Annotated in this window: 18 protein-coding genes; 6 read left to right on the top strand and 12 right to left on the bottom strand. The window is 67.4% G+C overall.

Going from position 1 to position 22,215, the window contains the following annotated elements; translation table 11 throughout:
- Positions 1 to 9: 9 nt before the first annotated feature.
- Together BCY78_RS06980 and aroQ are read right to left on the bottom strand one after the other, a co-directional pair.
- Positions 10 to 1,281: an imelysin family protein gene (locus BCY78_RS06980; RefSeq protein WP_083194865.1), complete on the bottom strand. Its 1,272-nt coding sequence runs from the start codon at positions 1,279 to 1,281 to the stop codon at positions 10 to 12.
- A 177-nt stretch (positions 1,282 to 1,458) separates the two neighbouring features.
- On the bottom strand, positions 1,459 to 1,896 hold the full coding sequence (gene aroQ, locus BCY78_RS25190; RefSeq protein WP_068299765.1) for a type II 3-dehydroquinate dehydratase: 438 nt from the start codon (positions 1,894 to 1,896) through the stop codon (positions 1,459 to 1,461).
- Positions 1,897 to 2,085: 189 nt separating this feature from the next.
- Between aroQ and BCY78_RS06990 the strand changes: the two genes are divergently transcribed.
- Positions 2,086 to 3,447: a DUF1800 family protein gene (locus tag BCY78_RS06990; protein ID WP_158515907.1), complete on the top strand. Its 1,362-nt coding sequence runs from the start codon at positions 2,086 to 2,088 to the stop codon at positions 3,445 to 3,447.
- 2 nt (positions 3,448 to 3,449) lie between these two features.
- Positions 3,450 to 4,634 (top strand): DUF1501 domain-containing protein, encoded by a 1,185-nt coding sequence (locus tag BCY78_RS06995; protein ID WP_068299770.1) that lies wholly within the window; start codon positions 3,450 to 3,452, stop codon positions 4,632 to 4,634.
- A 149-nt stretch (positions 4,635 to 4,783) separates the two neighbouring features.
- On the opposite strand, the gene BCY78_RS07000 is transcribed toward BCY78_RS06995, so the two are convergent.
- Both BCY78_RS07000 and BCY78_RS07005 read right to left on the bottom strand, forming a co-directional pair.
- Positions 4,784 to 7,843: an efflux RND transporter permease subunit gene (locus BCY78_RS07000; protein WP_068299771.1), complete on the bottom strand. Its 3,060-nt coding sequence runs from the start codon at positions 7,841 to 7,843 to the stop codon at positions 4,784 to 4,786.
- Entirely contained in the window at positions 7,840 to 9,009 is a 1,170-nt protein-coding gene (locus BCY78_RS07005) for an efflux RND transporter periplasmic adaptor subunit (protein ID WP_068299774.1), read from the bottom strand. Before BCY78_RS07005 ends, BCY78_RS07000 begins: the two co-directional genes overlap by 4 nt.
- Before the next feature lie 150 nt (positions 9,010 to 9,159).
- Here BCY78_RS07005 and BCY78_RS07010 point away from each other — a divergent pair, with 150 nt between their 5' ends.
- The gene (locus BCY78_RS07010; protein ID WP_068299777.1) at positions 9,160 to 9,621 is read left to right on the top strand and encodes a GbsR/MarR family transcriptional regulator; all 462 of its coding nucleotides are present in this window, start codon (positions 9,160 to 9,162) and stop codon (positions 9,619 to 9,621) included.
- Here the strand turns inward: BCY78_RS07010 and BCY78_RS07015 are convergent.
- Together BCY78_RS07015 and BCY78_RS07020 are read right to left on the bottom strand one after the other, a co-directional pair.
- A complete protein-coding gene (locus tag BCY78_RS07015) occupies positions 9,618 to 10,880 on the bottom strand; it encodes a flavin-dependent oxidoreductase (RefSeq protein ID WP_068299780.1) in 1,263 nt (420 codons plus the stop codon). The genes BCY78_RS07010 and BCY78_RS07015 overlap by 4 nt on opposite strands.
- 73 nt (positions 10,881 to 10,953) lie before the next feature.
- Positions 10,954 to 13,317 carry a transketolase gene (locus BCY78_RS07020; RefSeq protein WP_068299783.1) on the bottom strand — a complete coding sequence of 788 codons (2,364 nt, stop codon included), beginning with the start codon at positions 13,315 to 13,317 and terminating at the stop codon, positions 10,954 to 10,956.
- A gap of 115 nt (positions 13,318 to 13,432) precedes the next feature.
- Between BCY78_RS07020 and BCY78_RS07025 the strand changes: the two genes are divergently transcribed.
- Complete coding sequence (locus tag BCY78_RS07025) at positions 13,433 to 13,900, top strand: Lrp/AsnC family transcriptional regulator (RefSeq protein ID WP_068299787.1); 468 nt, start codon at positions 13,433 to 13,435, stop codon at positions 13,898 to 13,900.
- Here BCY78_RS07025 and BCY78_RS07030 read toward each other — a convergent pair.
- Complete coding sequence (locus tag BCY78_RS07030; protein ID WP_068299788.1) at positions 13,897 to 15,012, bottom strand: glycine cleavage T C-terminal barrel domain-containing protein; 1,116 nt, start codon at positions 15,010 to 15,012, stop codon at positions 13,897 to 13,899. The genes BCY78_RS07025 and BCY78_RS07030 overlap by 4 nt on opposite strands.
- Before the next feature lie 17 nt (positions 15,013 to 15,029).
- Entirely contained in the window at positions 15,030 to 16,223 is a 1,194-nt protein-coding gene (locus BCY78_RS07035) for a methionine gamma-lyase (protein WP_068299789.1), read from the bottom strand.
- A 127-nt stretch (positions 16,224 to 16,350) separates the two neighbouring features.
- On the opposite strand from BCY78_RS07035, the gene BCY78_RS07040 reads away from it, so the two are divergent.
- Positions 16,351 to 16,809, top strand: coding sequence for an Lrp/AsnC family transcriptional regulator (locus BCY78_RS07040; protein WP_068299792.1), 459 nt, complete (start codon positions 16,351 to 16,353; stop codon positions 16,807 to 16,809).
- 3 nt (positions 16,810 to 16,812) lie between these two features.
- Here the strand turns inward: BCY78_RS07040 and BCY78_RS07045 are convergent, their stop codons facing one another.
- Positions 16,813 to 17,709, bottom strand: a complete 897-nt coding sequence (locus BCY78_RS07045; protein WP_068299796.1) for a LysR family transcriptional regulator — start codon at positions 17,707 to 17,709, stop codon at positions 16,813 to 16,815.
- A 99-nt stretch (positions 17,710 to 17,808) separates the two neighbouring features.
- Here BCY78_RS07045 and BCY78_RS07050 point away from each other — a divergent pair, with 99 nt between their 5' ends.
- Positions 17,809 to 18,546 carry an SDR family NAD(P)-dependent oxidoreductase gene (locus BCY78_RS07050; protein ID WP_083194868.1) on the top strand — a complete coding sequence of 246 codons (738 nt, stop codon included), beginning with the start codon at positions 17,809 to 17,811 and terminating at the stop codon, positions 18,544 to 18,546.
- A gap of 40 nt (positions 18,547 to 18,586) precedes the next feature.
- Here BCY78_RS07050 and BCY78_RS07055 read toward each other — a convergent pair whose 3' ends face one another.
- From BCY78_RS07055 to BCY78_RS07065, 3 genes are read right to left on the bottom strand one after another with little or no spacing between them, the layout of a single operon-like run.
- Complete coding sequence (locus BCY78_RS07055) at positions 18,587 to 19,765, bottom strand: cytochrome P450 (RefSeq protein WP_068299800.1); 1,179 nt, start codon at positions 19,763 to 19,765, stop codon at positions 18,587 to 18,589.
- Positions 19,762 to 20,964, bottom strand: coding sequence for a cytochrome P450 (locus tag BCY78_RS07060; RefSeq protein WP_068299803.1), 1,203 nt, complete (start codon positions 20,962 to 20,964; stop codon positions 19,762 to 19,764). Before BCY78_RS07060 ends, BCY78_RS07055 begins: the two co-directional genes overlap by 4 nt.
- Entirely contained in the window at positions 20,934 to 22,214 is a 1,281-nt protein-coding gene (locus BCY78_RS07065) for a TRAP transporter large permease (protein ID WP_068299807.1), read from the bottom strand. The genes BCY78_RS07060 and BCY78_RS07065 overlap by 31 nt, the downstream gene beginning before the upstream one ends.
- Between the last annotated feature and the right edge of the window lies 1 nt (position 22,215).

Raw genomic sequence — 22,215 nt, forward strand, 5'->3', positions numbered from 1 at the left:
ATCGGGCGGTTACTGGAACACCGCCGAGGGGTTGTCGAGGCTGTCCGAGCCTTCCAGCTCGATTCCGTCGAGACCCAGCGCGGCGATGGCACGCTCGATGTCGCGGGTCTGGTCGACCAACGCGTTGACGGCGCCCATGATGACCTCTTCGCCCTGCGCGTTGCCCGGTGCGAGCATCATGTCGTAGGACATGCCGCCCTCGGCGGTGTCGACCATGGTCTGCAGCGCGGCGACCGAGGCATCCAGCTTCGCGGTCAGCGCGGTATCCAGCGCGGCGTCATGCTCGGCCACGTAATCCGACAGGCTGGGGCCGGTCACGACCGAGCCATCGACGCGGGTATATTCGCCGACATAGACGTTCCGGATGCCGAGCGCGTCATAGTAATGGCTGTAATGCGTGTTGTCCGAGAAGCAGTCATGCTCTTCCTCGGGGTCGTTCAGCATCAGGCCCAGCCGGATACGCTCGCCCGCCAGCTCACCGTAGGACAGAGAGCCCATGCCGGTCAGGATCGTCGACAGGCCGGCGTTTTCGTCGGCCATCACGGCCTCGCGCGCGGCGCCGCCTTCGGTCCAGTTGCCGGCCATTTCTTGCAGGTCGGCGATCAGCAATTCGGTCGCGGCGCGCAGATAGGCGGCGCGGCGGTCGCAATTGCCGTTGGTGCAGTCATCACCTTGGGCATAGTCGGTCCACGGACGGTCACCGGCGCCAGCGTCGGTGCCGTTCAGATCCTGACCCCAAAGCAGGAATTCGATGGCGTGATAGCCGGTGGCCACGTTGGCCTCGACCGAGTCGGCCTCTTGCAGCACGTCTTGCAGCAGGGCGGGGGTGATCTCGGTCGCGTCGATCTCCTCGCCGGCGATGGCGAAGGTCGGGTTGGCGATCACGTTCAGCTCGGCGGCGGGGTTGTCGTCACCGCCGATGTAGCTGCGCGAGACATAGTCGATCAGGCCTTCGTCCAGCGGCCAGGCGTTCACGCGGCCTTCCCAATCGTCGACGATGGAGTTGCCGAAGCGGAAGGCCTCGGTCTGCTGATAGGGCACGCGGGCGGCACGCCATGCGGTGCGGGCGGCCTCCAGCCCCTCGGCCGAGGGGGCGGCGAGGAAGTCCTCGATCGCGCTTTGCAGCGCCTGCGCCGTGGTGACCGAGTCGGCATAGCCCGCTTCGGCAATGCTGGCATAGGTGGTCAGCACCTCGGACGGCGTCACGGCCGAGGCAGCGCCCGGCAGGGCGATGGCGGCGGCGATGGTCAGGCTACGGGCAAAGGGCGAAATACGGCGCATGGAGTCCTCAGGCTGGCATGGCACCCCGCTGAAACGGGGGGCGAAGGTCTTGCCGGGCTGACCCGTGGTCGCTGCGCACAGGATGGCTTGGCTTGGCCGCACCATGCGTCCGGCCCGGCCCGAAGTCAATCCTGATATTTTTGCTTGGGAATAAGCGCGCGCCGGCGCCTGTGGGGTTCACCCCAGCAGTTTCGCCATGTGCCGCATCGCCAGCGAGTAGCCGTGAATGCCGAAACCGGCCATCACCGCATCGGCGCGCAGGCTGACGTAGGAATGATGGCGGAAGGCTTCGCGCTTGTGGACCTGGCTGATGTGGACCTCGATCACCGGCCCCTCGAAGGTGTTGAGCGCGTCCAGAACCGCAACCGAGGTATGGGTCAGCGCCGCCGGGTTGATGATGATGCCGGCCGCCTGTTCGCGGGCCTCGTGGATCCAGTCGACGATCTGCCCCTCCCAGTTGGACTGGCGCAGCAAGGTCTCCAGCCCGGCCTCGCGGCCGATCTCGGCGCATTGGGTAGCCACATCATCCAGCGTGTCATGGCCGTAGATCTCGGGCTGGCGCTTGCCCAGCAGGTTGAGGTTCGGGCCGTTGAGAATATGGATCATCCGGGTCATTACGCGTCCTGCCGTCTGGGTTGGGGCGACACTAACGCCGCCTTGATGCCGAAACCAGAGGCACCGCACCGTGCGCCGGACAGCTTTCCGCGCAAGCACGGAAATGTGCCTTGGCGCGCGCTTGGTGGTTGGGCCAAGCCACGCTACCTTGGCAACAGGCCGACCATCGGCCCAATGGCAGGAGGCCCCATGCGCAGTGTCGGCAGTTTCATCGCGCTCAACCGTTTCGGCGTTGGTGCCGCGCCGGGGGATGAGGCCCGCATGGGCGATGACCCGCGTGGCTGGCTGTTGGCGCAGATCCGCCCCGATGCCCCGTTGCCGCATCGGCTGCGCGAGTTCCGATCCTCGGATGAGATCATCACCGGCATCTACACTGCCCGCTTCGAAGGCGCGGAGGCCCGACGCGAAGCGGTCCGGCAAGCCATGGGGCAGGATTTTCGGGCCGAGCTTCTGGCCCGGGCCCGCAACATGACCCGCACCGAAGGTGTTCTGGCCGAGCGGATGGTGCAGTTCTGGTCCAACCACTTCACCGTCTCGCTGACCCGCGGCGCGCGCAACGGCGCTGCCATTGCCGCCTATGAGCGCGAAGCGATCCGCCCGCATATCTTCGGCCGCTTCGCCGATATGCTGCGGGCCGTGGCGCGGCATCCTTCGATGCTCGATTACCTCGACAACACGCGCTCGGTGGGGCCGGAGTCGCCAGCCGGGCAGCGTCGCCGCGAGACCCGCGAGATCGAGACGACGCTCAACGAGAACTTCGCCCGCGAGCTGCTGGAGCTGCACACGCTGGGCGTCGATGGCGGCTACGCGCAGGCCGACGTGGTGCAGACCGCGCTGATCCTCACCGGCTGGAGCCACGGCGGCTATCGGCGAGGGGGCGACGAGCGGGTGCATGGCCGCTTCCAGTTCGTCCGGCGTCAGCACCAGCCCGGCGACAAGACGGTGCTGGGCGTGACCTACCCCGAGGCCGGCGAGGAAGAAGGCCTGTCCCTGCTGGCCGACCTTGCCCGCCACCCCTCGACGGCCCGGCATATCGCGCTGAAACTGGCGCGCCATTTCATCGCCGACGACCCGCCCGACGCGGCGGTCGCCCAACTCGCCCGCGTGTTCCAGGACACGGACGGTGATCTGGCGCAGGTGACCGCGGCGCTGATCTCGCTCGATGAGGCTTGGGCCGATCCGCTGGCCAAGGTCAAATCGCACCACGATTTCATCATCGCCCTGCACCGGGCCAGCGGCCTGCGCCTGACGCGCGAGACCTATTTCCAGCCCTTGAACCTGCTGGGCGCCTATCCGTTCTCGGCGCCCTCGCCGGCGGGGTGGGGCGACCGCGCGGAGGATTGGCTGGGACCGGAATCGCTAATGATCCGGCTGGAATTCGCCCGCGCCTTTGCGGGACGTCTGCCCGGCACCTTGATCCCGGCCGAGGTGATGGAGGCCACGATCGGCCCCGTCGCGCCCGAGGTGACGCAGACATGGGTGCACCGCGCACCCTCGGGCGATGCGGGCCTTGCGATGATTTTCTCCAGCCCCGAATTCCAGAGGAGGTGAGTATGCTGAACCGCCGTTCCTTCCTGCGCCTGACCGGCACGGGGCTGGCCTATGCGGGGGTCGCCGGGGCGCTGACGGCCTCGGGCGCGGCCTTCGCCTCGGCCCCCACGGACAACCGCTTCGTCTTCGTCTTCCTGCGCGGGGGCCTTGATGGCCTGCACGCGCTGGTGCCGTGGGCCGATGCCGATTACCACCGGCTGCGCCCACAGCTGGGCGCGCCTTTGCGCCCGTCCGAGGGCGGGGCGATCGACCTCAACGGCTATTTCGGGCTGCATCAGGACCTGTCGGCACTGATGCCGCTGTGGCAATCGGGCGAGTTGAGCTTCATCCCGGCCGCCACCACGCGCTACCGCGACCGTTCGCATTTCGACGGGCAGAACTTGCTGGAGAACGGCACGGGGCGTCCCAACGGCGCGCGGGATGGTTGGCTGAACCGCGCCATTGTCGAGCTGAACGGCGGCGACCGGCGTCTGGGCCTGTCACTGGGCCCCTCGGTGCCGCTGATCCTGCAGGGGCCGGCGCCGGTGCAGGCGTGGTCGAACGAGCAGCTGCCCGATCTCGACGAGGATTTCCTGCAGCGGCTGGCCGTGGTCTATCGCCATGATCCGGCCTTCCAGTCGGCGCTGGCCGCCGCCATGGGCACGCCCGAGCCGGACATGTCCGCTGATGCCCCGACGCGCGACAATTTCGTCATCGCCGCCCGTGCCGCCGCCGATATCCTCGCCGCGCCCGAGGGCCCGCGGATCGGCGTCTTGGAGATGAGCGGATGGGACACTCATTACGGCCAGCCGGGGCGTCTGCCGCGTTTGTTCCAGCGTCTGTCCGAAGGGCTCTTGGCCCTGCGCGAGGGGTTGGGGCAGGACTGGTCGCGCACCGTCGTCATGGTCGCGTCGGAGTTCGGGCGCACCGCGGCCGAGAACGGTAGTCAGGGCACCGACCATGGCACGGGCGGACTGGCGATGCTGGCGGGCGGTGCGGTCAGGGGCGGGCAGATCGCCGGCGACTGGCCGGGGCTGAGTGCGGCGGCGCTGTTCGAGGATCGCGACCTGCGCGCGGTGAATGCCTACGAGTCCGTGTTCAAGACGATCCTGATCCAGCATCTGGGGCTGGATGCAGGCTTTGCCGAACGCGTGGTCTTCCCGGAAAGTCAGTCCTTGGCGCCTTTCGAAGGGATCTTGCGGGCTTGAATGTCAGTCTTTTGATGGTCTGACATTTTAATTTTCTATGAATTTCTGAAGCTTGCCGTCATCGGTTTTGTGCAAGAATGAAGGGCGGGCCGCTGCTGCGGACCCGCCCTTTTCCCTGCGTTTGCGGGGCTTTCCTGCCCGATCTGGCCTTAGTTCCGGCGGTGCGCCGACAGGGCCTCGCCGCCCAGCATCCTTGACAGAAGCCAACGCAGCCGGTCCTTCAGCCCCTCCATCACCGAGAAGACCGAGGGCACGAAAAGCAGGCTCAACGCGGTCGACAGAAGCAGGCCGCCGATCACCGCGATGGCCATCGGCGCGCGGAACTCGCCGCCCGTGGCATGGGCCAGCGCCGAGGGGATCATGCCCGCCGTCATGGCGATGGTGGTCATGATGATCGGGCGCGCGCGCTTGTGTCCGGCCTCGATCATCGCGGTCGAGCGGTCGAGCCCCTCCTTCACGCCTTCCAGCGCAAATTCGACCAGCATGATCGCGTTCTTCGTGACGATCCCCATCAGCATCAGGAAGCCGATCACAACCGACAGGCCGATCCCCGAGCCATAGAGATAGAGCGCGAAGATCGCGCCGCCGATCGCCAGAGGCAGCGACAGCATGATCGTCAGCGGCGTGACGAAGCTGTTGAACAGCAAGACCAGCACCACATAGACCAGCATCAGGCCCGCCCCCATCGCCAGAGCGAACGAGCTGAAGATCTCACCCATCGTCTCCACATCGCCCGACGGCTGGATCGCCGCGCCTTCGGGCATCTGGGTGTTGGCGGGCAGGGCATAGATCGCTTCGGTCGCCGGGCCCAGATAGACGCCGGGGGCAAGGTCGGCCTCGATCGACACGCGGTAGCGGCGGTCGTAGCGCTCGATCACCGAGGTGCCCGAGGCCAGCCGGATATCCGCCACCGCGCCCAAGGGCACCATCGCGCCCGAGGACGAGGGGATGCGGAAGCCGATCAGCCGGGTGATGTCGTTGCGCGTCTCCTCGTTCAGGCGCACGCGGATCGGCAGACGTTCCTCGCCCGCGTCGAACTGCGCGAGGTTGGCGTCGATATCGCCGATGGTCGCCACCCGGATGGCCGAGGCCAGCGTCGCCGCCGTCACGCCCAGCTCGGCTGCGCGGTCGGGGTTGGGGATGATCTGGATCTCGGGCCGCAGCAGCGCCGCTTCCGAGGCCACGCCGCGCAGCTCCGTCAGGCCGCGCATCTGGTGCAGCAACATCGTCGCCGCCTCGGAGGCTGCGGCTTCGGTATCGGCCAGCACGTTGATCGTCACCTCGCGCGTGCCCTCGGCCCCCAGTACGAAGGCGCGGACGTCGGGCAGGTCGGCAAGGCGTTCCTCGATCTCGGCGTTAATCTGGGTCCAGGAGCGGTCCCGCTCTTCCTTGTCGCCGTAATTGACCTGAATGCTGAGGGTCGTGGCCGAGGAACCGTTGACGAAGACACGCTCCACCTCCTCGACCGCTTCGATCCGGGTCGAGATCTGCTGCGCGACCGCGCGGGCCTCGGACAGGGTCGTGCCGGGGGGCAGATCGACCGAGACGACCGAACGGCCGGCATCCGAGGGTGGGACGAATTCCTGCGGCAGCAAGGTCGCGGAATAGATCGAGGCGGCGAAGATGCCGACGCCCGCCAGCAGCGTGATCGTGCGGTTGCGCAGGGTCCAGCGCAGCACGGTCAGATAGCCGCGCATGAGGAAGCCGTCTTTCTGCGCATGCTCGCCCGCGCCGGGTTTGGAGCGCATGAAATAGGCGGCGAAGAGGGGCGTGATCAGGCGGGCCACGGCCAGCGAGAACAGCACGGCCACGGCCACCGTCAGGCCGAATTGCTTGAAGAACTCGCCGGCGATGCCGCCCATGAAGCTGACCGGCGCGAAGACCGCGACGATGGTCAGCGAGATGGCGATCACCGTCGTGCCGATCTCGGTCGCGGCTTCCATCGCGGCCTCATAGGCCGGGCGTCCCATGTGGATGTGCCGGTCGATGTTCTCGATCTCGACGATGGCGTCATCGACAAGGATGCCGACCACCAGCGTGATCCCTAGAAGCGAGATGGTGTTGAGCGAAAAGCCCAGCAAATCCATGACGATGAAGGTCGGAATGGCGGACAGGGGAAGGGCCACGAAGGCCACCACCGTCGCGCGCCAGTTGCGCAGGAACAGGAACACCACGATGATCGCCAGGATCGCGCCCTCGTAGAGCGTGTCCATGGCGGATTCGAAATTGGCCTCGGTGTAGATCGTCGCGTCGTCGATCAGCTCGAAGGCGGTGTCGGGGTATTCGTGCTGCAGCTCGGCCAGCCGTTCGCGCGCGCTGTCGGCGGCCACGAGGTCCGAGGCCCCAGTCGCGCGGAACACACCGAAGGCCACCACGGGGCGGCCGTTGAACAGGGCGAAATTCTCGGCTTCGGCGGCGCCGTCGGTGACGCTGCCCAGCTGGTTCAGCGGCACCGTCTGGCCCGTGGGCAGGCGGATCGGCGTCGCGGCCAGCTGCTCCAGCGATTGGGCCGAGCCAAGCGCGCGGATCACGTATTCAGAGCCGTAGAGATCGCCCTGACCGCCCCCCTGATCGAGGTTCGTCTGCGCCAACTGCTGGCTGACCGAGGCCGCGCTGAGGTTCAGTGCCAGCAGGCGGTCGGGGTCCAGATCCACGCGGATCTCGCGCTCGGCCCCGCCAAGACGGGTGACCGAGCCCACGCCGGCCCCGCCCTGAAGGCTGCGGGCCACCACGTCGTCGACGAAGGTGGACAGCTCTTCGATGGAGCGCGTCTGGTCGGCGACGGCATAGGTGAGGATCGGCCGGCCCGTGAAATCAAGGCGTTGCACGGTCGGGTCCGAGGTCGTGTCGGGCATCTGGTCGCGCGCGGCGGTCACGGCATCCTTGACGTCATTGAGGGCGCGGTCGGTATCCGTGCCCATCTCGAACTGGATGGTCAGCGAGGCCGAGCCGTCGCGGGCCGTGGCTTCGATATGCCTGAGACCGGCGATGTCGCTGACCTCGTCCTCGATGGGCTGGATCACCTGACTGGCGATCTCGGAGGGGGCGGTGCCGGGGGCGCTGACGCTGATCGTCACCACCGGAAGGTCCACGTTGGGCATCTCGGTCACCGGCAGGCGCCCGAAACTGACGAGGCCCGCGATCACCAGCACAAGGAAGGCGGCAATCGGCGGGACGGGATTCTTGATCGACCAGGTCGAGAGGTTCATTCGCTCTGCTCCGGCGTGTCGCCTGCGCGGATCGGGCGGACGTGATCGCCCGCAGCGAAGAAGGCGCCGGCGCGGGCGACGACCTCGTCCCCGGCGTCAAGGCCCGAGAGGACCTCCTGCCAGCCTTCCCACGCCAGCCCGGTGTCGACCGCGACCCGTTCCAGCGCGTTGTCGCCGTCGACGCGGTAGACGAAGCTGCCCTCGGTGTCGCGCAGGACCGAGGCCAGCGGCACGGCCAGCCCCTCACGATCCGCGACGACGACCATGCCGCCGACATAGAGGCCGGGACGCAGGCCGTCGCTGTCCTCCAGCGCGATGCGGACCTCGCCCAGACGGGTCGTGGCGCTGACGATGGGGGCGACGCGGCGGACCTCGCCTTGCACGGGCGGCAGCGAGGCGATGCGCAGCTGAGCCGGCGCGCCGGGGTGCAGCAGTACCAGCTCGGTTTCCAGCACTTCGGTCGTGGCCTCGACCACGCCGTCTTCGATCAGGCGGAAGATCGGCTCGCCGGCGGTGGCGGCGATGGCACCGATCTGGCCGTTGCGTTCCGAGATGATGCCGGCGACGGGGGCGGTGATGGTCGCGTTCTCCAGATCCAGCTGCGCCACTTCCAGCGAGGCCCGGGCCTGTTCCAGCGCCGCTTCGGCCGCCTGTACCCCGTCGCGCGCCGATTGTGCCGAGGCCTCGGCCCCAAGCTGCGCGGTCAGCGCCTCATCCAGCGAGGCCTGCGTGGCGGTGCCGCTTTCGCGCAGCGCGCGCATCCGCTCCAGCACCTGATTGGCCTGCCGCAACTGCGCCTCGCTGGCCGAAACCTGGCTTTGGGCTTGTCCGCGCGCGGCTTGCGCGTTCGACAGCGCGGCCTCGGCCTGAGCGACGCGCAGGGTCAGCGTGCGCTCGTCGATGCGGGCCAGCACGTCGCCGGCCGCGACCCGGTCGCCCACGTCGACATTCAGCGCGGTGATGGCAAAGCCGCCGGTATGCGGGAAGACCAGCACCTCGTTGCGCGCGATCAAGGAGCCGGTGACCGGCACCACCTGCCGCATCGGCCGGGTCTGCGCAGAAGCGACGGTGACGGCGGGGGCATGGGCGCTGTCCTGCGCCAAGGCGGGCAGGGGGGCCACGGCGGCGAGGCTGAGCAGGGCCGCGAAGGGTAGGGTCAGACGCATCCGGTCCTCCGGCTGTTCGGCACCGGGGGCGCCATTGTGTTCAATTTCAACTGAACGCAAATAGGGGGTCGCTTGCGCGCGGTCAAGGAGCGTTCAGCCTTGAATGAACGATACGATGCTTTAGAATTGGACGTGTCAGAAGGATGGGCCATGACCGCCGAGATTTCCACCATTCGCACCGAGTTTATCGACTTCATGGGCCGCGCGCTGGAGCAGCAGGGCCTGTCGCCGATTGCCGGACGGATTCTGGGGTTGTTGATCTTCGATGGTGACGCGCGGTCGTTCTCAGAGCTGGCCGAGGAGTTGGGCGTCTCGCGCGGGTCGATCAGCGCCAACGCCAAGTTGCTGGTGCACAAGGGCACCATCGTGAAGGAGAACCGCGCGGGAGACCGGCAGGATTACTTCCGCATCGCCGAGGAAAGCTTCGAAGTCATGCTCACCTCGTTGCGCGAGCGCGTACTGCAGACCGCGAGTTCGGTGCAGGACTTCGCCGATGCGCTGCCGGGCGACCAATCGGCGCGGCGACGGCTCTGCGGCATGGCGGAATTCTACCGCGCGATGGCCGAGGGGATCGCCCTCGCCAAGGCGCGGCTGGCCAAGATCCGCTGTTAGGCGCGGACCTTGGCCCCCGGTGCGATGGTGGGCGCGGCGGCGTTCAGCGCCTCGATGGCGAAGCCCGCGGCCTTCTTGTAGCCGGCCATGAAGGCCGCGCGTTCCTCGGGCGGGATCACGTCGTCGATATTGTCGAACTCGCCGCCGCAGCGGTCATCCACCAGATTGAGCAGCCCGAAGGGGCCCGCGCCGCGGTTGCGCAGGATCAGGGCCGAGACCGGTCCGCAAAGCGTCTCGTCGAAGGATTGCAGCGCAGCCGGGTTGGCCCCGTGTGCCACCATCATCGCGCCCAAGGTTCGCGCGTCGATGATCGCTTGTGAGGCGCCGTTCGAGCCGGTCGGATACATCGCATGCGCCGCATCGCCGATCAGCAGCACGCGGCCGTCCTGCCACGTCTCGATGGGATCGCGGTCGATCATCGGGTTCTCATAGGCGACCGAGGCGCCCCGGATCAGGCCCGGCACATCCAGCCAATCCCAGGTCCAGCCGTCGAAATGATGGGCGAAATCCTCGATCCCCACCTGCCGGAACCAGCCGGTATTCTCATGCGCCGAGGGGTCGTCATAGGTGACCTCGGCGATCCAGTTCACATCGGCGAGGCCATCCGCATCGGGATGCGAGATCGGGTAGATTACCATCCGGTGCCGATGCGTGCCGAGACCGACGAAGCTCGATCCGGTGCGGATGGGCTTCGCGCGTGTCACGCCGCGCCACATCACCGCGCCGCCCCAATGGATCGGCGGCTGCTGAGGATGCATCTGCGCGCGGATGGCGGAGTGGATCCCGTCGGCGCCGATCAGCATCGACCCCGCGATCTCGCGTCCGTCTTCCAAGAGCGCGGTGACGCCGTGGTCGTCCTGACGATAGCCGGTGACCCGCGCGCCGGTGATCACGCTGTCCGCGCCGAGGCGTTCCAGCACCGTCCGATAGAGCAACATGTGGAAATCGCCGCGATGGACGGCGTATTGCGGCCAGTTGTAGCCGGCTTCCAGCCCGCGCTTCTCGGCATAGACATCGTTGCCGTTGAGGCCAACGAGCGCCCATTCGCGGGCGGGCAGGCCGACGCCATCGAGCGTCGCCGCGTCGATCCCGAGGTCGAAGAGTTCGCGCACCGCGTTGGGCTGCAGGTTGATGCCGACGCCCAGGGGTTTCAGCTCGCGCACCGATTCCAGCACGAGGCAGGGCACGCCGATCTGATGCAGTGTCAGCGCCGTGGTCAGGCCGGCAATGCCGCCGCCCGCAATCAGGACCTTATCCATGAAACCCTCCGTCTCTCCCGGCGCGGTTCTGGCAGAGAGCCACGCCGGGATCAACGGATTTGGTTCATCCGCTTTACGAAACCGAGCGCAGGGGGCGTCCCGGGGCCAGACGGCTGGCGGCGGCGGTGATCGCATCCGCATCGATGCCGAAATGGTGGTAGAGATCGGCGATGGTGCCGGTCTGGCCGAAATGCTCGACCCCCAAGGGCACCGTGCGATGCCCCGCGACACCGCCGAGCCACGCCAAAGTCGCCGGATGGCCGTCGATCACCGTGATCAGCGTGCAATGCGCGGGCAGGCGTCCCATGATCCGCTCGATATGGGACATGGCGCCGTGATGGCCACGCGCGCGGTCGCGCTGGGCCGCCGTCCAGCCCGCGTTCAGCCGGTCGGCCGAGGTCACGGCGAGGACGCCCACGTCGCGGCGACCCTCGGCGATGCGGCCGGCGGCCTCGATGGCCTCAGGCCCGACGCAGCCCTGATAGGCGATGACTACCTCGGCATTCGGGCCGGGCTCGCGCAGCCAATAGGCGCCGTCGATCACGCCCTGCGCGAAATCGGGATCGGCGCGGCGCAGGGGTTGCTCCACGGGCCGCGTCGACAGGCGCAGATAGACCGAACCGCCGGTCTCGTCGCGCAGCCAGGTCCGCTCGTCCGGATCGCCCTCGCCATCGCGCTGGAGGTAGTCGAAGGACCAGTCCATGATCAGCGCGAGTTCATCCAGATAGGCGGGCTCGAAAGCGGCGATGCCGTCTTGCGACATGCCGATCAGCGGTGAGCCGATGGATTGATGCGCGCCGCCTTCGGGCGCCAGCGTCACGCCCGAAGGCGTGCCGACCAGCATGAAGCGCGAATCCTGATAGCAGGCGTAGTTCAGCGCATCGAGGCCGCGGGCGACGAAGGGGTCATAGACCGTGCCGATGGGAATGAGCCGCTCGCCGAACAGCGAATGCGACAGGCCGGCAGCACCCAGCATCAGCATCAGGTTCATCTCGGCGATGCCCAATTCGATATGCTGCCCCTCGGGCCCGAAGGCCCATTTCTGCGTGGAGGGGATGTTCTGGTCGCGGAAGGTATCGGCCTGAATGTCCCGCGCGAACAGCCCGCGCCGGTTGACCCAGGGGCCGAGATTGGTGCTGACCGTCACATCGGGCGACATGGTGACGATGCGGTCGGCGAGCGGGCCACCTTTCTTGGCGATTTCGTCCAGCACCTTGCCGAAGCCCTGCTGCGTCGACAGCGCCTTCTCGCTGAAGGGCTGCACGCCGGGGGCGGGCAGGGCAGGCGCGGAATAGCGGCGGCGGCCCTTGGCGAAGAAGGGGACCTTGGACAGGAAGTCCTGCAGGGCCTTCTTGTCCTCCACGGCGGCGAAGGGCTCCCATTCCTGCCCCTCGGGCACGCCCATGACCTTCTGGAACCCGGCCATCTGCGAGGGCGTCATCAGCCCGGCATGGTTGTCCTTGTGACCGGCGAGCGGCGTGCCCCAGCCCTTGATCGTATAGGCGAGGAAGACTGTCGGCGTCTCGTCCTTGGCCTCGTCGAAGGCCTCGCAGAGCGTCGGCAGGCAATGGCCGCCGAGGTTCTCCATCAGCGCCGAGAGCTCGGGGTCCGAGCGTTTCTCGATCAGCGCGGTGACCGGGCCTTGGTCGCCCAGATCCTCCATCAGCCGCTTGCGCCAGGCCGCCCCGCCCTGGAAGGTCAGCGCGGAATAGAGCTGGTTGGGGCAGTTGTCGATCCAGCCCTTCAGCGCCTCGCCGCCCGGTTCCGCGAAGGCCGCGCGTTGCAGCGCGCCGTATTTCACCCGCACCACGCGCCAGCTGAAGGCCGAGAAGATCGCCTCGATCCGCTTGAACAGCCCCTCGCGCACGACACCGTCGAGCGACTGGCGGTTATAGTCGATGATCCACCAGGTGTTGCGCAGATCGTGCTTCCAGCCCTCCTGCAGGGCCTCGTAGATATTGCCCTCATCGAGTTCCGCATCGCCGATCAGCGCGACCATCCGGCCCAGAGGTGCGGCGCGGCCGTGGCCGGCGAGGTAATCCTGAGCGATGGAGGCAAAGAGCGGCATCGCCGCTCCCAGACCCACCGAGCCCGTCGAGAAATCGACATCGTCGATATCCTTGGTGCGCGACGGATAGCTCTGGGCGCCGCCATAGCCGCGGAAATTCTCCAGCTTCGCGCGCGTCTGGTTGCCCATCAGGTACTGGATCGCATGGAAAACCGGCGAGGCATGGGGCTTGACCGCCACCCGATCCTCGGGCCGCAGGGCGTGGAAATAGAGCGCCGTCAGGATCGCCGCCATCGAAGCGGACGAGGCCTGATGCCCGCCGACCTTCACATCGCCCTCGCCCTTGGGGCGCAGGTGGTTGGCATTGTGCACGGTCCAGCAGGCGAGCCACAACAGGCGGCGGTGCAGGATGTCGAGTTGGTCGGTCATGAGGCTCCTCCGGTCGGTCGCGCGAGCATAGCGCGGGGCGGATGGTGGGTGTTTGCAATCTTGGCGCCGGCGCGGCAGAAAAGGACGGAAACCGGCGTCGGGATGGGAGTTGACGATGGAAACCACCGTTCTTGACGAGATCGACCGCCGCATCCTGCGCCGGCTGCAGGGCGATGGCCGCGCCTCGGTGCAGGAGATCAGCGAGGCGGTTGGCCTCTCGCCCTCGGCCGTGGCGCGGCGCATCAAGCGCCTGGAAGACGCGGGTACCATAGCAGGATACCGCGCGATTCTCGACGAGGCCGCGCTGGGCTATGGCGTTTCGGTCTTCGTTTCGGTGCGGCTCGACCGGCAGATCGACGGCGCCTTGGCCAGTTTCGAGGCCGCGGTGCGCGCTTTCCCGGAGGTCGTCGATTGCTGGCTGATGACCGGCAACCGCGACTACCTGCTGCGCGTCGCGACCTCGTCCTTGGGGGCGTTCGAGACCTTCCTCACGGGGAAGCTGACCAAGGTGCCGGGCGTGGCATCCTTGGAAAGCTCGATCCCCCTGCGGCGGGTCAAGGCCGACCTCGCACGGACGCTTTAGGCCGAAAAAGGCAGCTCCGTCGGCGTGACCGCGACCGCGCCCGAGGGCAGAGCGGCCGTCAGCCCCACGGCGCCGAGCGGGATGTCCGAGGCCAGAAGCGCCATGCCGATGCTGCGACCGAGGCGGGGCGAATAGGCGAGGTCGCTCATCACGCCCACCTCCTTGCCGCCGTGCATGAGCGCGACCGGATTGCCTGCCGCCTCGGGCCGCCCCTCGACCCAGAGTCCCACGCGACGGCGCACGGGCGGGGTCTTGGCCTTGGCCATCAGCGCCGCGCGGCCGACGAAATCATGCCCGCCCTCGAGGTCCACCAGCGCACCGAGCCCCATCTCGAACGGGTCCGCCGGGGTCACCTGCAGCCGCATGTCCGAGCCATAGGAGACAAGCCCGCTCTCGATCCGTTCGATATCGTTGGGGGCGCCGGGGCCGATGCCGAAGGCGCGTCCGGCCTCGGCCACCTTGTCCCAAAGCGCCTCGCCCTTGGTCGCGTCGGTGAGATACAGCTCGAACCCGCCCTGTTTCGACCAGCCCGAACGCGCCAGCACCATCGGGATGCCGTCGAGTTCGGTCTCGCGGAACCAGAAGTACTTCAGCTCCCGCACCCAGTCGCCGAACATTTGCGCGACGAGGTCCGTAGCCTTCGGCCCCTGGATCGCCAGCGGCGACACATCGGGCTCGAGGACCTTGACGTTCCAGCCTTTCTCCCGCGCGATGGCCTGCGCGAAGAGATGGATGTCGCTATCCGCGACCGAGAGCCAGAAGCGCGTGTCGCTGAGTTTCAGCAGCACCGGGTCGTTGATCAGATGCCCGTCATAATCGCAGATCGGCACGTAGCGGCCTTGGCCCAGCTTGGTCCCCGCCAGATTGCGCGGGGTCAGGTACTGGGCGAGCTTGGCGGCGTCGGGGCCGTTCAGCTCGACCTGCCTTTGGGCGGCCACGTCCCACATCGCCACGCCCTCCATCAGGCGGCGATACTCGCCCTCGGGGTCGCCGAAATGGGCCGGGATCAGCATGTGGTTGTAGACCGAGAAGGACCGGACGCCGGCGCGGATCGTCGCCTCATAGTAAGGCGATTTGCGAAGGTTCGAGCCGATGGCGATATCGAGTTGCATTTGGGCCCTTTCGTCAGTCACGCAGCCGCTGCCAGCGTGTTATCAAGCGCTTGGCCGAGATCGGCAAGCAGATCCTCGACCTCTTCCAGCCCCACCGACAGCCGCACCAGCCCCTCGGCGATGCCATGGCGGGCGCGCTCCTCGGGCGTGTAGGTCGAATGGGTCATCGAGGCCGGATGCTGGATCAGGCTCTCGGCATCGCCCAGCGACACGGCGCGGCGGATGAGGTCGAGCCGGTTCATCATCGCCCGTCCGGCCTCCAACCCGCCCTTCAGCTCGAAGGCGATCATCGCGCCGAAGCCGGGCATCTGACGCGCGGCCAGCGCGTGCTGCGGGAAGGATTTGAGGCCCGGATAATCGACACGGGCGACGGCGGGATGCGTCTCCAGCCACTCGGCCACCGCCAGCGCGTTGGCGCAATGGGCCTGCATGCGCAGCTTCAGCGTCTTCAGGCCCCGCAGCACCAGCATCGCCGTGAAGGGCGCCATCACCGAGCCGGTCATGTCCTTCATGCCCACCAGCCGCACCTGCGCCATCATCTCGGCTGTACCGACCGCGATCCCGGCCACGAGGTCGCCATGCCCGCCCATGTATTTCGTCGCCGAATGCACGACAACATCGGCCCCCAGCTCAATGGGCCGGGTCAGCACGGGCGTGGCATAGGTGTTGTCGACAACCACCGTCGCGCCGGCCTTGTGAGCGATGGCGCTGATCCCGGCGATGTCGACGAGGCGCATGTTCGGGTTGGCCGGGGTCTCGAAATACACGACACGGGTGCGGGGGCTGATCGCGGCCGCCAGCGCCTCGGGGTCGGTCAGGTCGACATGGGTGATGGTGATCCCGAACCGCGCGAGGCCGTGCTGGAAGAAGGCGAAGGTGCAGCCATAGAGTGTTTCGTCGCAGATCACCTCGTCGCCGGGCTGCAACAGCGTCCACATCACCGAAGTGATCGCCCCCATGCCCGAGGCCAGCGCCAGCCCCGCCTCGGCCCCCTCCAGCGCGGCGACCCGGCGCTCCAGCAGGTCGGTCGTCGGGTTCGAGATGCGGGAATAGACATGGCCCTGTGCCTCGCCGGCGAAGATCGCGCTGCCCTGCTCGACGCTGTCGAAGGCAAAGGTCGAGGACAGGTGCAAAGGCGGGGTCAACGCGCCCTGATGGTCGCGCGGATCGTGGCCGAGATGGATGGCGCGGGTGGCGAAGCCTTTGGTCATGGTCGTGTTCCCTGTTGAACCTTGTTGGCATCAGGTTAGGCCCGAGGCTCTGGCAACGGCTGCCAAAGACTGCCATGATTGGGTCAATTATTGGCAGGAATGAGAAGTGAGGGGCGCAATGTCTGAGATGGATGCCAAGGATTGGCAGATCCTGCGCGCGTTGCAGCGCGACGGGCGAATGACGAATCAGGATCTCTCGGCCGAGGTGAACCTCTCGCCCTCGCCCTGCCTCAGGCGCGTGCGGCTGATGGAGGAGCGCGGCGTGATCACCGGCTATACCGCCGCCGCCGATCCCAAGGCCTGCGGGCTGGCGGTCACCGCCTTCATCCGCATCACACTGGCGCGGCATGATCTGGAGGCCGTCGCACGGTTTGAAAACCGGGTGCAGGATATCGACGAGATCCTCGACTGCCATCTGTTGACCGGCGAGGCGGATTACCTGCTGCGGGTGCTGGTCGCGGATCTGGATGCCTACGAGGATTTCGTGCGCAACCGGCTGCACCGGATCACCGGCATCGCCTCGATTTCCACCAGCCTCGTCTTCGGCGTGATCAAGCAAAGCCGCGTCTTCCCGGCCCCCGCCTGAGCCCTAGCGCGTCACGCCCCGGCGCTTGAGCAGGGCCTCCAGCCAATCGGCGAAGGCGCGCACGCGGGGGGCGAGGTTGCGGCGGCTGGGGTAGAGGAAGCTCACGGTCATCGGGTCGGGGGCGAGGTCGGGCAGGATCTCGACGAGCCGCCCGTCCTGCAGCGCCGCCTCAAAGGAATGGCGCGGGGCCTGGATGATGCCGAGGCCCGAGAGCGCGGCGGCGTAATAACTCTCGGCATTGTCGACGCAGAAGCGGCTCTGCATCGGCACGCTGACGGCGCCCTTCAGCTCCAGCTCGGCCGTACGGGCGGGCATGTGTTGGGCGAAATTCACCAGCCAGTGCTGGGACAGTTCCTCGGGCGTCTGGGGCTGGCCGTGCCGCGCGATGTAGTCGGCGCTGGCGACGCTGGCCTGCGGGGAATAGCCCAGCACGCGGGAGATCATCTCGCTATCCGCGCGCTCGCCCATGCGCACCACGGCATCAACGCCCTCGGACAGAAGGTCGATGCGCCGGTCGGTGGCGGAGAGGTCCAGCGTCAGTTCGGGGTGCGCGTCGAGGAACTCGGGCAGGGCGGGGATCACCGTCCGCCGCGCCAGCCGCGAGGGCATGTCGATGCGCAGATGCCCGGTGAGGGCGGCGGGGGCGGCCGAGAACAGCGTCTCGGCTTCGTCCATCGCATCGATCAGCCCACGGGCATGGGCGAGGTAGCGCAGCCCGTCCGGGGTGGGGCGCAGGGCGCGGGTCGTGCGGTGCAGAAGCTGCGCGCCGAGCCGGTTCTCCAGCCCCTGCACCATGGTCGAGAGGGTCGAGCGCGGCAGGCCCAGAACCTCCGCGGCGCGGGTGAACGAGCCGCTGTCGACGATCTGGGCAAAGACTTCCATCTGGCGAATGCGGTCCATGGGTATTGTTCGCATTTTTCGACGGATGCTGTCAATTCACGTGCGTTTATCCGATTTGTTCGACGCTCTATCTCGGGTCCATCAACCAAGGAGATGGACATGACTTATGCATTGGTGACGGGCGGCAGCCGGGGGCTGGGCCGCGACATGGCGCTGAAACTGGCCGAGGGCGGCTGGGACGTGGCGCTGACCTACCTCGGCAACGCGGCCAAGGCCGCCGAGGTGGTGGCCGAGATCGAGGCGATGGGCCGCCGCGCCGTGGCCCTGCCGCTGGACGTCGAAGCCGGCGGGTTCGAGACCTTCGCGGCGGCGCTGGACCGGGCGATCGGCGGCGAGAAACTGGGCGCGCTGATCAACAACGCCGGCATCGGCATCCACGCCAGCTTTGCCGAGACCAGTGAGGCGCAATTCGACCAGCTGATGGCGATCCACCTGAAGGCGCCGTTCTTCCTGACGCAGGCGCTGCTGGGACAGCTCGCGGACGGGGCCTCGGTGGTCAATATCTCGACCGGCCTCGCGCGGTTCAGCTCGCCGGGCTATGCGGCCTATGCGACGATGAAGGGCGGGGTCGAGGTGCTGACGCGCTATCAGGCGAAGGAACTGGGCGCGCGGGGCATCCGCGTCAACGCCGTGGCGCCGGGGGCGATCGAGACCGATTTCGGCGGGGGTGCAGTGCGCGACACGCCGCTGGTCAACGCCTTCGTGGCCTCGAACACGGCGCTGGGCCGGGCCGGTCTGCCGGGCGATATCGGCGGGGTCGTTGCCTTCCTGTGCTCGGAAGCCGGGCGCTGGGTGACGGGCCAGCGGCTGGAAGCCTCGGGCGGGATGTTCCTGTAAACAATGGAGAACGCGCGGGCCCTCGGGTCCGCGCGTTTTGCTATCGGGGCTCCAGCGCGAGATGCACCGAGAGGGGGCCGTATTCCGGCCAGCGGGTCATCTCGGGCGCTTGCAGCAGGGTGAAGCGCGTCACCTTCCCGGTGATCTGGCGCAAGACCTCCTCCAAAAGGACCCGGGCCAACGGTGCGCCGGGGCACATGTGCGGGCCGCGCCCGAAGGTCACGAGGTCGGTCTCGCCGCGGTCCAGCCGGTAGGTGTCGGGCTCGGGGAAGACATCGCCGTCGCGGTTGCCCGAGGTGAAGACCACCGCCAGCGGATCGCCCACCTTCACCAGCTTGCCGCCCAGTTCCACGTCGTGCCGCGCGGTGCGGGCGAAGCCGCGATAGGGCGTGTAGAGGCGTAGGAGTTCCTCCAGCGCCACCGGCATCAGGTCGGGGTTCTCTGTCAGCTCGGCGTGGTGCTCGGGGTGGCGCGCCAGATGCACGGCCATCGAGCCGATGAAGGTCGTGGGGGCGATGATGCCGACCAGCAGGAATTGCCGCAGCGCGCCGAGGATCTTGTCATCGGGCAGCGCCTCGCCCTCCCAACGGACGGCGAGGAGGTTCGACACCGGGTCCAGATCGGGGTCCTGCGGGTTGGCCTTGCGGTCCTCAATGAGCCGCGCGGCGATGTTATAAAGCGCGTCCGAGCGTTCGCGCAACGTGTCGAAATCCTGCCGTTGCAGGGCCATGTTGAACTCGGCGCCGACGAGGCGGATTTCCTCGGCGTCCTGAGGGTTCAGCCGGAAGAACTCGGCCAGCAGGGCGATCGGCAGGATGAACGAGAAGCCCGCGCAGATATCGCCGCCGCCGCGGGCGATCCAGGGGTCGAGATGGTCGGCCACCATTTTCGCGATCACGGGTTTCCACGCCTCGATCCGGCGCGGGCTGAGGAAGCGCAGGACGGCATTGCGGTAGGGGATGTTGCCGGGCGGATCGAGGTGCAGGGGCGGGCGGCGCTGGGTCGTGGCCACCGGGGGCACGACATTCTGCACGGTCGTCGTGAAGGTCTGCCACTCGGTCAGCACGCGGCAGATGTCGGCGTGTTTGGTGACGGCCCAGAAGCCACCCATCTCCTCGGCCCAGGCGACCGGGCAATGGCCGCGCAGCTCAGCGAACAGGGCATGGGGGCTGTCGAAATCCTCGACCTCGGGGACGATGAAATCAGGGGTATGGGTCATTGGAACACGAGCCCCAGCTTGGTCACGCCGTATTCCGTCCAGCGCGCCCATTGCACCGGCTCGCCCAGTCGGAACGGGGGCAGGGAGGCCAGCACGTCGAGGGTGATCCGCGCCTGAAGCTTCGCCACCGACTGGCCGATGCACAGATGCGGACCGATGCCGAAGGCGATGTGGCGGTTGGGGCTGCGGTCCTCGATGAAGCGCATGGGGGCGGGGAAGACCTCAGGGTCTCGGTTGGCCGAGAGGAAGTTCAGCGCGACGGGGCAGCCCTCGGGGATCTTGGTGCCACGCATTTCGGTGTCTTGGGTGGCGACGCGCACCAGCGCCTGATTGGGCGAATAGCAGCGCAGCATTTCCTCGATCAACAGGCGCCGGTCGACCTGATCCGCGCGCAGGCGGGTCTGAAGATCCGGGGCCTGCGCCAGATGCCAGGCCATCGAGCAGAGGAAGTTGCGCGGCACGACATGGCCGCCGATCAGCATGAGGCGGACCATGCCGGCCAGTTCCTCGAAACTGTAGGCGCCCCCCTCGGGCGTGTAGGCCATAAGGCCCGAGACGATGTCCGTCTCAGGATCGCGCGGGGCCTTCATGCGGTCCTCGACCAAGGCCAGCGCGAAGCCGTCGATCTGACGGCTGATGCCGCCGGCCGTGGACAGGTCACCCCGCTGGACGGCGGCGACGTAATCATGGCCGAGATGCCCCAGTTCCTCGGATTCCGACAGGTCCATGCCAGCGAGGATGCAGAGCGAGCCGACCGTGAAGGGCGCGGCGAAGCCCTCGCCGAACTCGGGGGCGTTGGAGGCTTGCAAGCTGGTCGCCAATTCCTCGGCCAACGCGCGCAGGGGGGCCTCGATGGCACGGATCCGGTTCTCCTTGAAGAACAGGTTCAGACCCTTGCGATAGCGGTTGGCCTCGGGCGGGTCCTTCTGCAGCGGCAGGCGCGGCAGACCGGCGCGGGGCGAACTGGGGATCACCGTCTGCTTGGTTGCGGTGAAGGTCTCGTAGTCCTTCGAGGCCTGCACCACGTCGGCATACTTTGTCAGCGTGTAGAACCCGCCCCAATTCTGCGAGCCGGCGACCGGGCAGCCCTCGCGCAGCCGCGCCAGTTCGGCCTGTGGGTCGGCGAGCGTCTGGTCGCCATGCGGGTCCCAGTCATGGGGGATGGCACTCATCGGGCGAAGACCGTCGTCGGCAGCCATAGCGATATCTCCGGGACGTAGGTGACAAGGAGGAGGAAGCCGACCATCGCCAGCACGAAGGGCAGGACACCCTTGATGGCCTCACTGAGGGGCGCGCGGGCGATGGAGGACAGAACGAACAGGTTCAGCCCGATCGGCGGGGTGAGGAAGGCGATTTCCATGTTCACGATCAGCACGATGCCGAAATGAATGGGGTCGATGCCAAGGGACGACAGCAAGGGCAGCACGATGGGCGTCACGATCAGCAGCACCGCGACGGCATCGAGGAACATCCCCATGATGAGCATGATGATGTTGAGCGCGATCAGGAATTGCCAGGGCTCAAGCCCGGTGTCGGTGGCCCAATGGACCAGCTGCGTGGGGATGCCCGATCCGGTGATCCAATGGGCGAACAGCATGGCGAACATGACGATGAAGGTCACGGCCGAGGCCGCTTTCATCGCCTCGGCGGTCATGCCGAACACGTCCTTCCAGCCGACCTCGCGGTAGATCAACACGGCGATCAGCACCGAGGAAATCGCTGCGACCCCGGCGGATTCGGTGACCGTGGTGATGCCGGTGTAGATGCCGACGAAGACCGAGATCGGGATGAACAGCGCGGGCAGGGCGCGCAGATTGCGTTTCACGAACTCCTCGCCCGAGACCCGCGTGCCCGAGGCAAAGCCGCGCTTGCGCGAGATCACCATGACCACGGCGGCGAGGATGATGGCTTGGATCAGGCCCGGGATCACGCCGGCAAGGAACAGCCTCGGGACCGAGACTTCGGCGATCAGGCCGTAGAGGATCATCGACAGCGACGGCGGGATCAGGATGCCCAAGGTGCCCGAGGCGCCTACGGTGCCCAAGGCGAAGGGCCGGTCATAGCCGCGCGCCATCATGGCGGGGATCAGGAAGGTGCCCATCGCCATGGCGGTGACGACCGACGAGCCCGAGATCGCCGCGAAAAGCGTGGTTGCGACGACGCAGACCAGACCCAGCCCGCCACGGAAATGGCCGACCCAGGCCTCGGCTGCGTCGATGATGATCCGGGCGATGCCGCCCCTTTGCATGAAGGTCGCGGCCATCACGAAAAACGGTACGGCGAGGAATGTGGTCGAGTTGATGCCCGACACCGAGGTCATCGCCGCGTCGAACAGCGGACGGCCCTCGAAGGACAGCATGACCATGGCCGCAACGCCCAGCGCCACGAAGATCGGCGCGCCGAGCGCCATCAGCACCAGCATGCCGCCAAGGCCGAGAAGGGCTTCCATG

Origin of the sequence: Pararhodobacter sp. CCB-MM2 (genome assembly GCF_001691415.1) — a bacterium.
Lineage (GTDB): Bacteria > Pseudomonadota > Alphaproteobacteria > Rhodobacterales > Rhodobacteraceae > Pararhodobacter.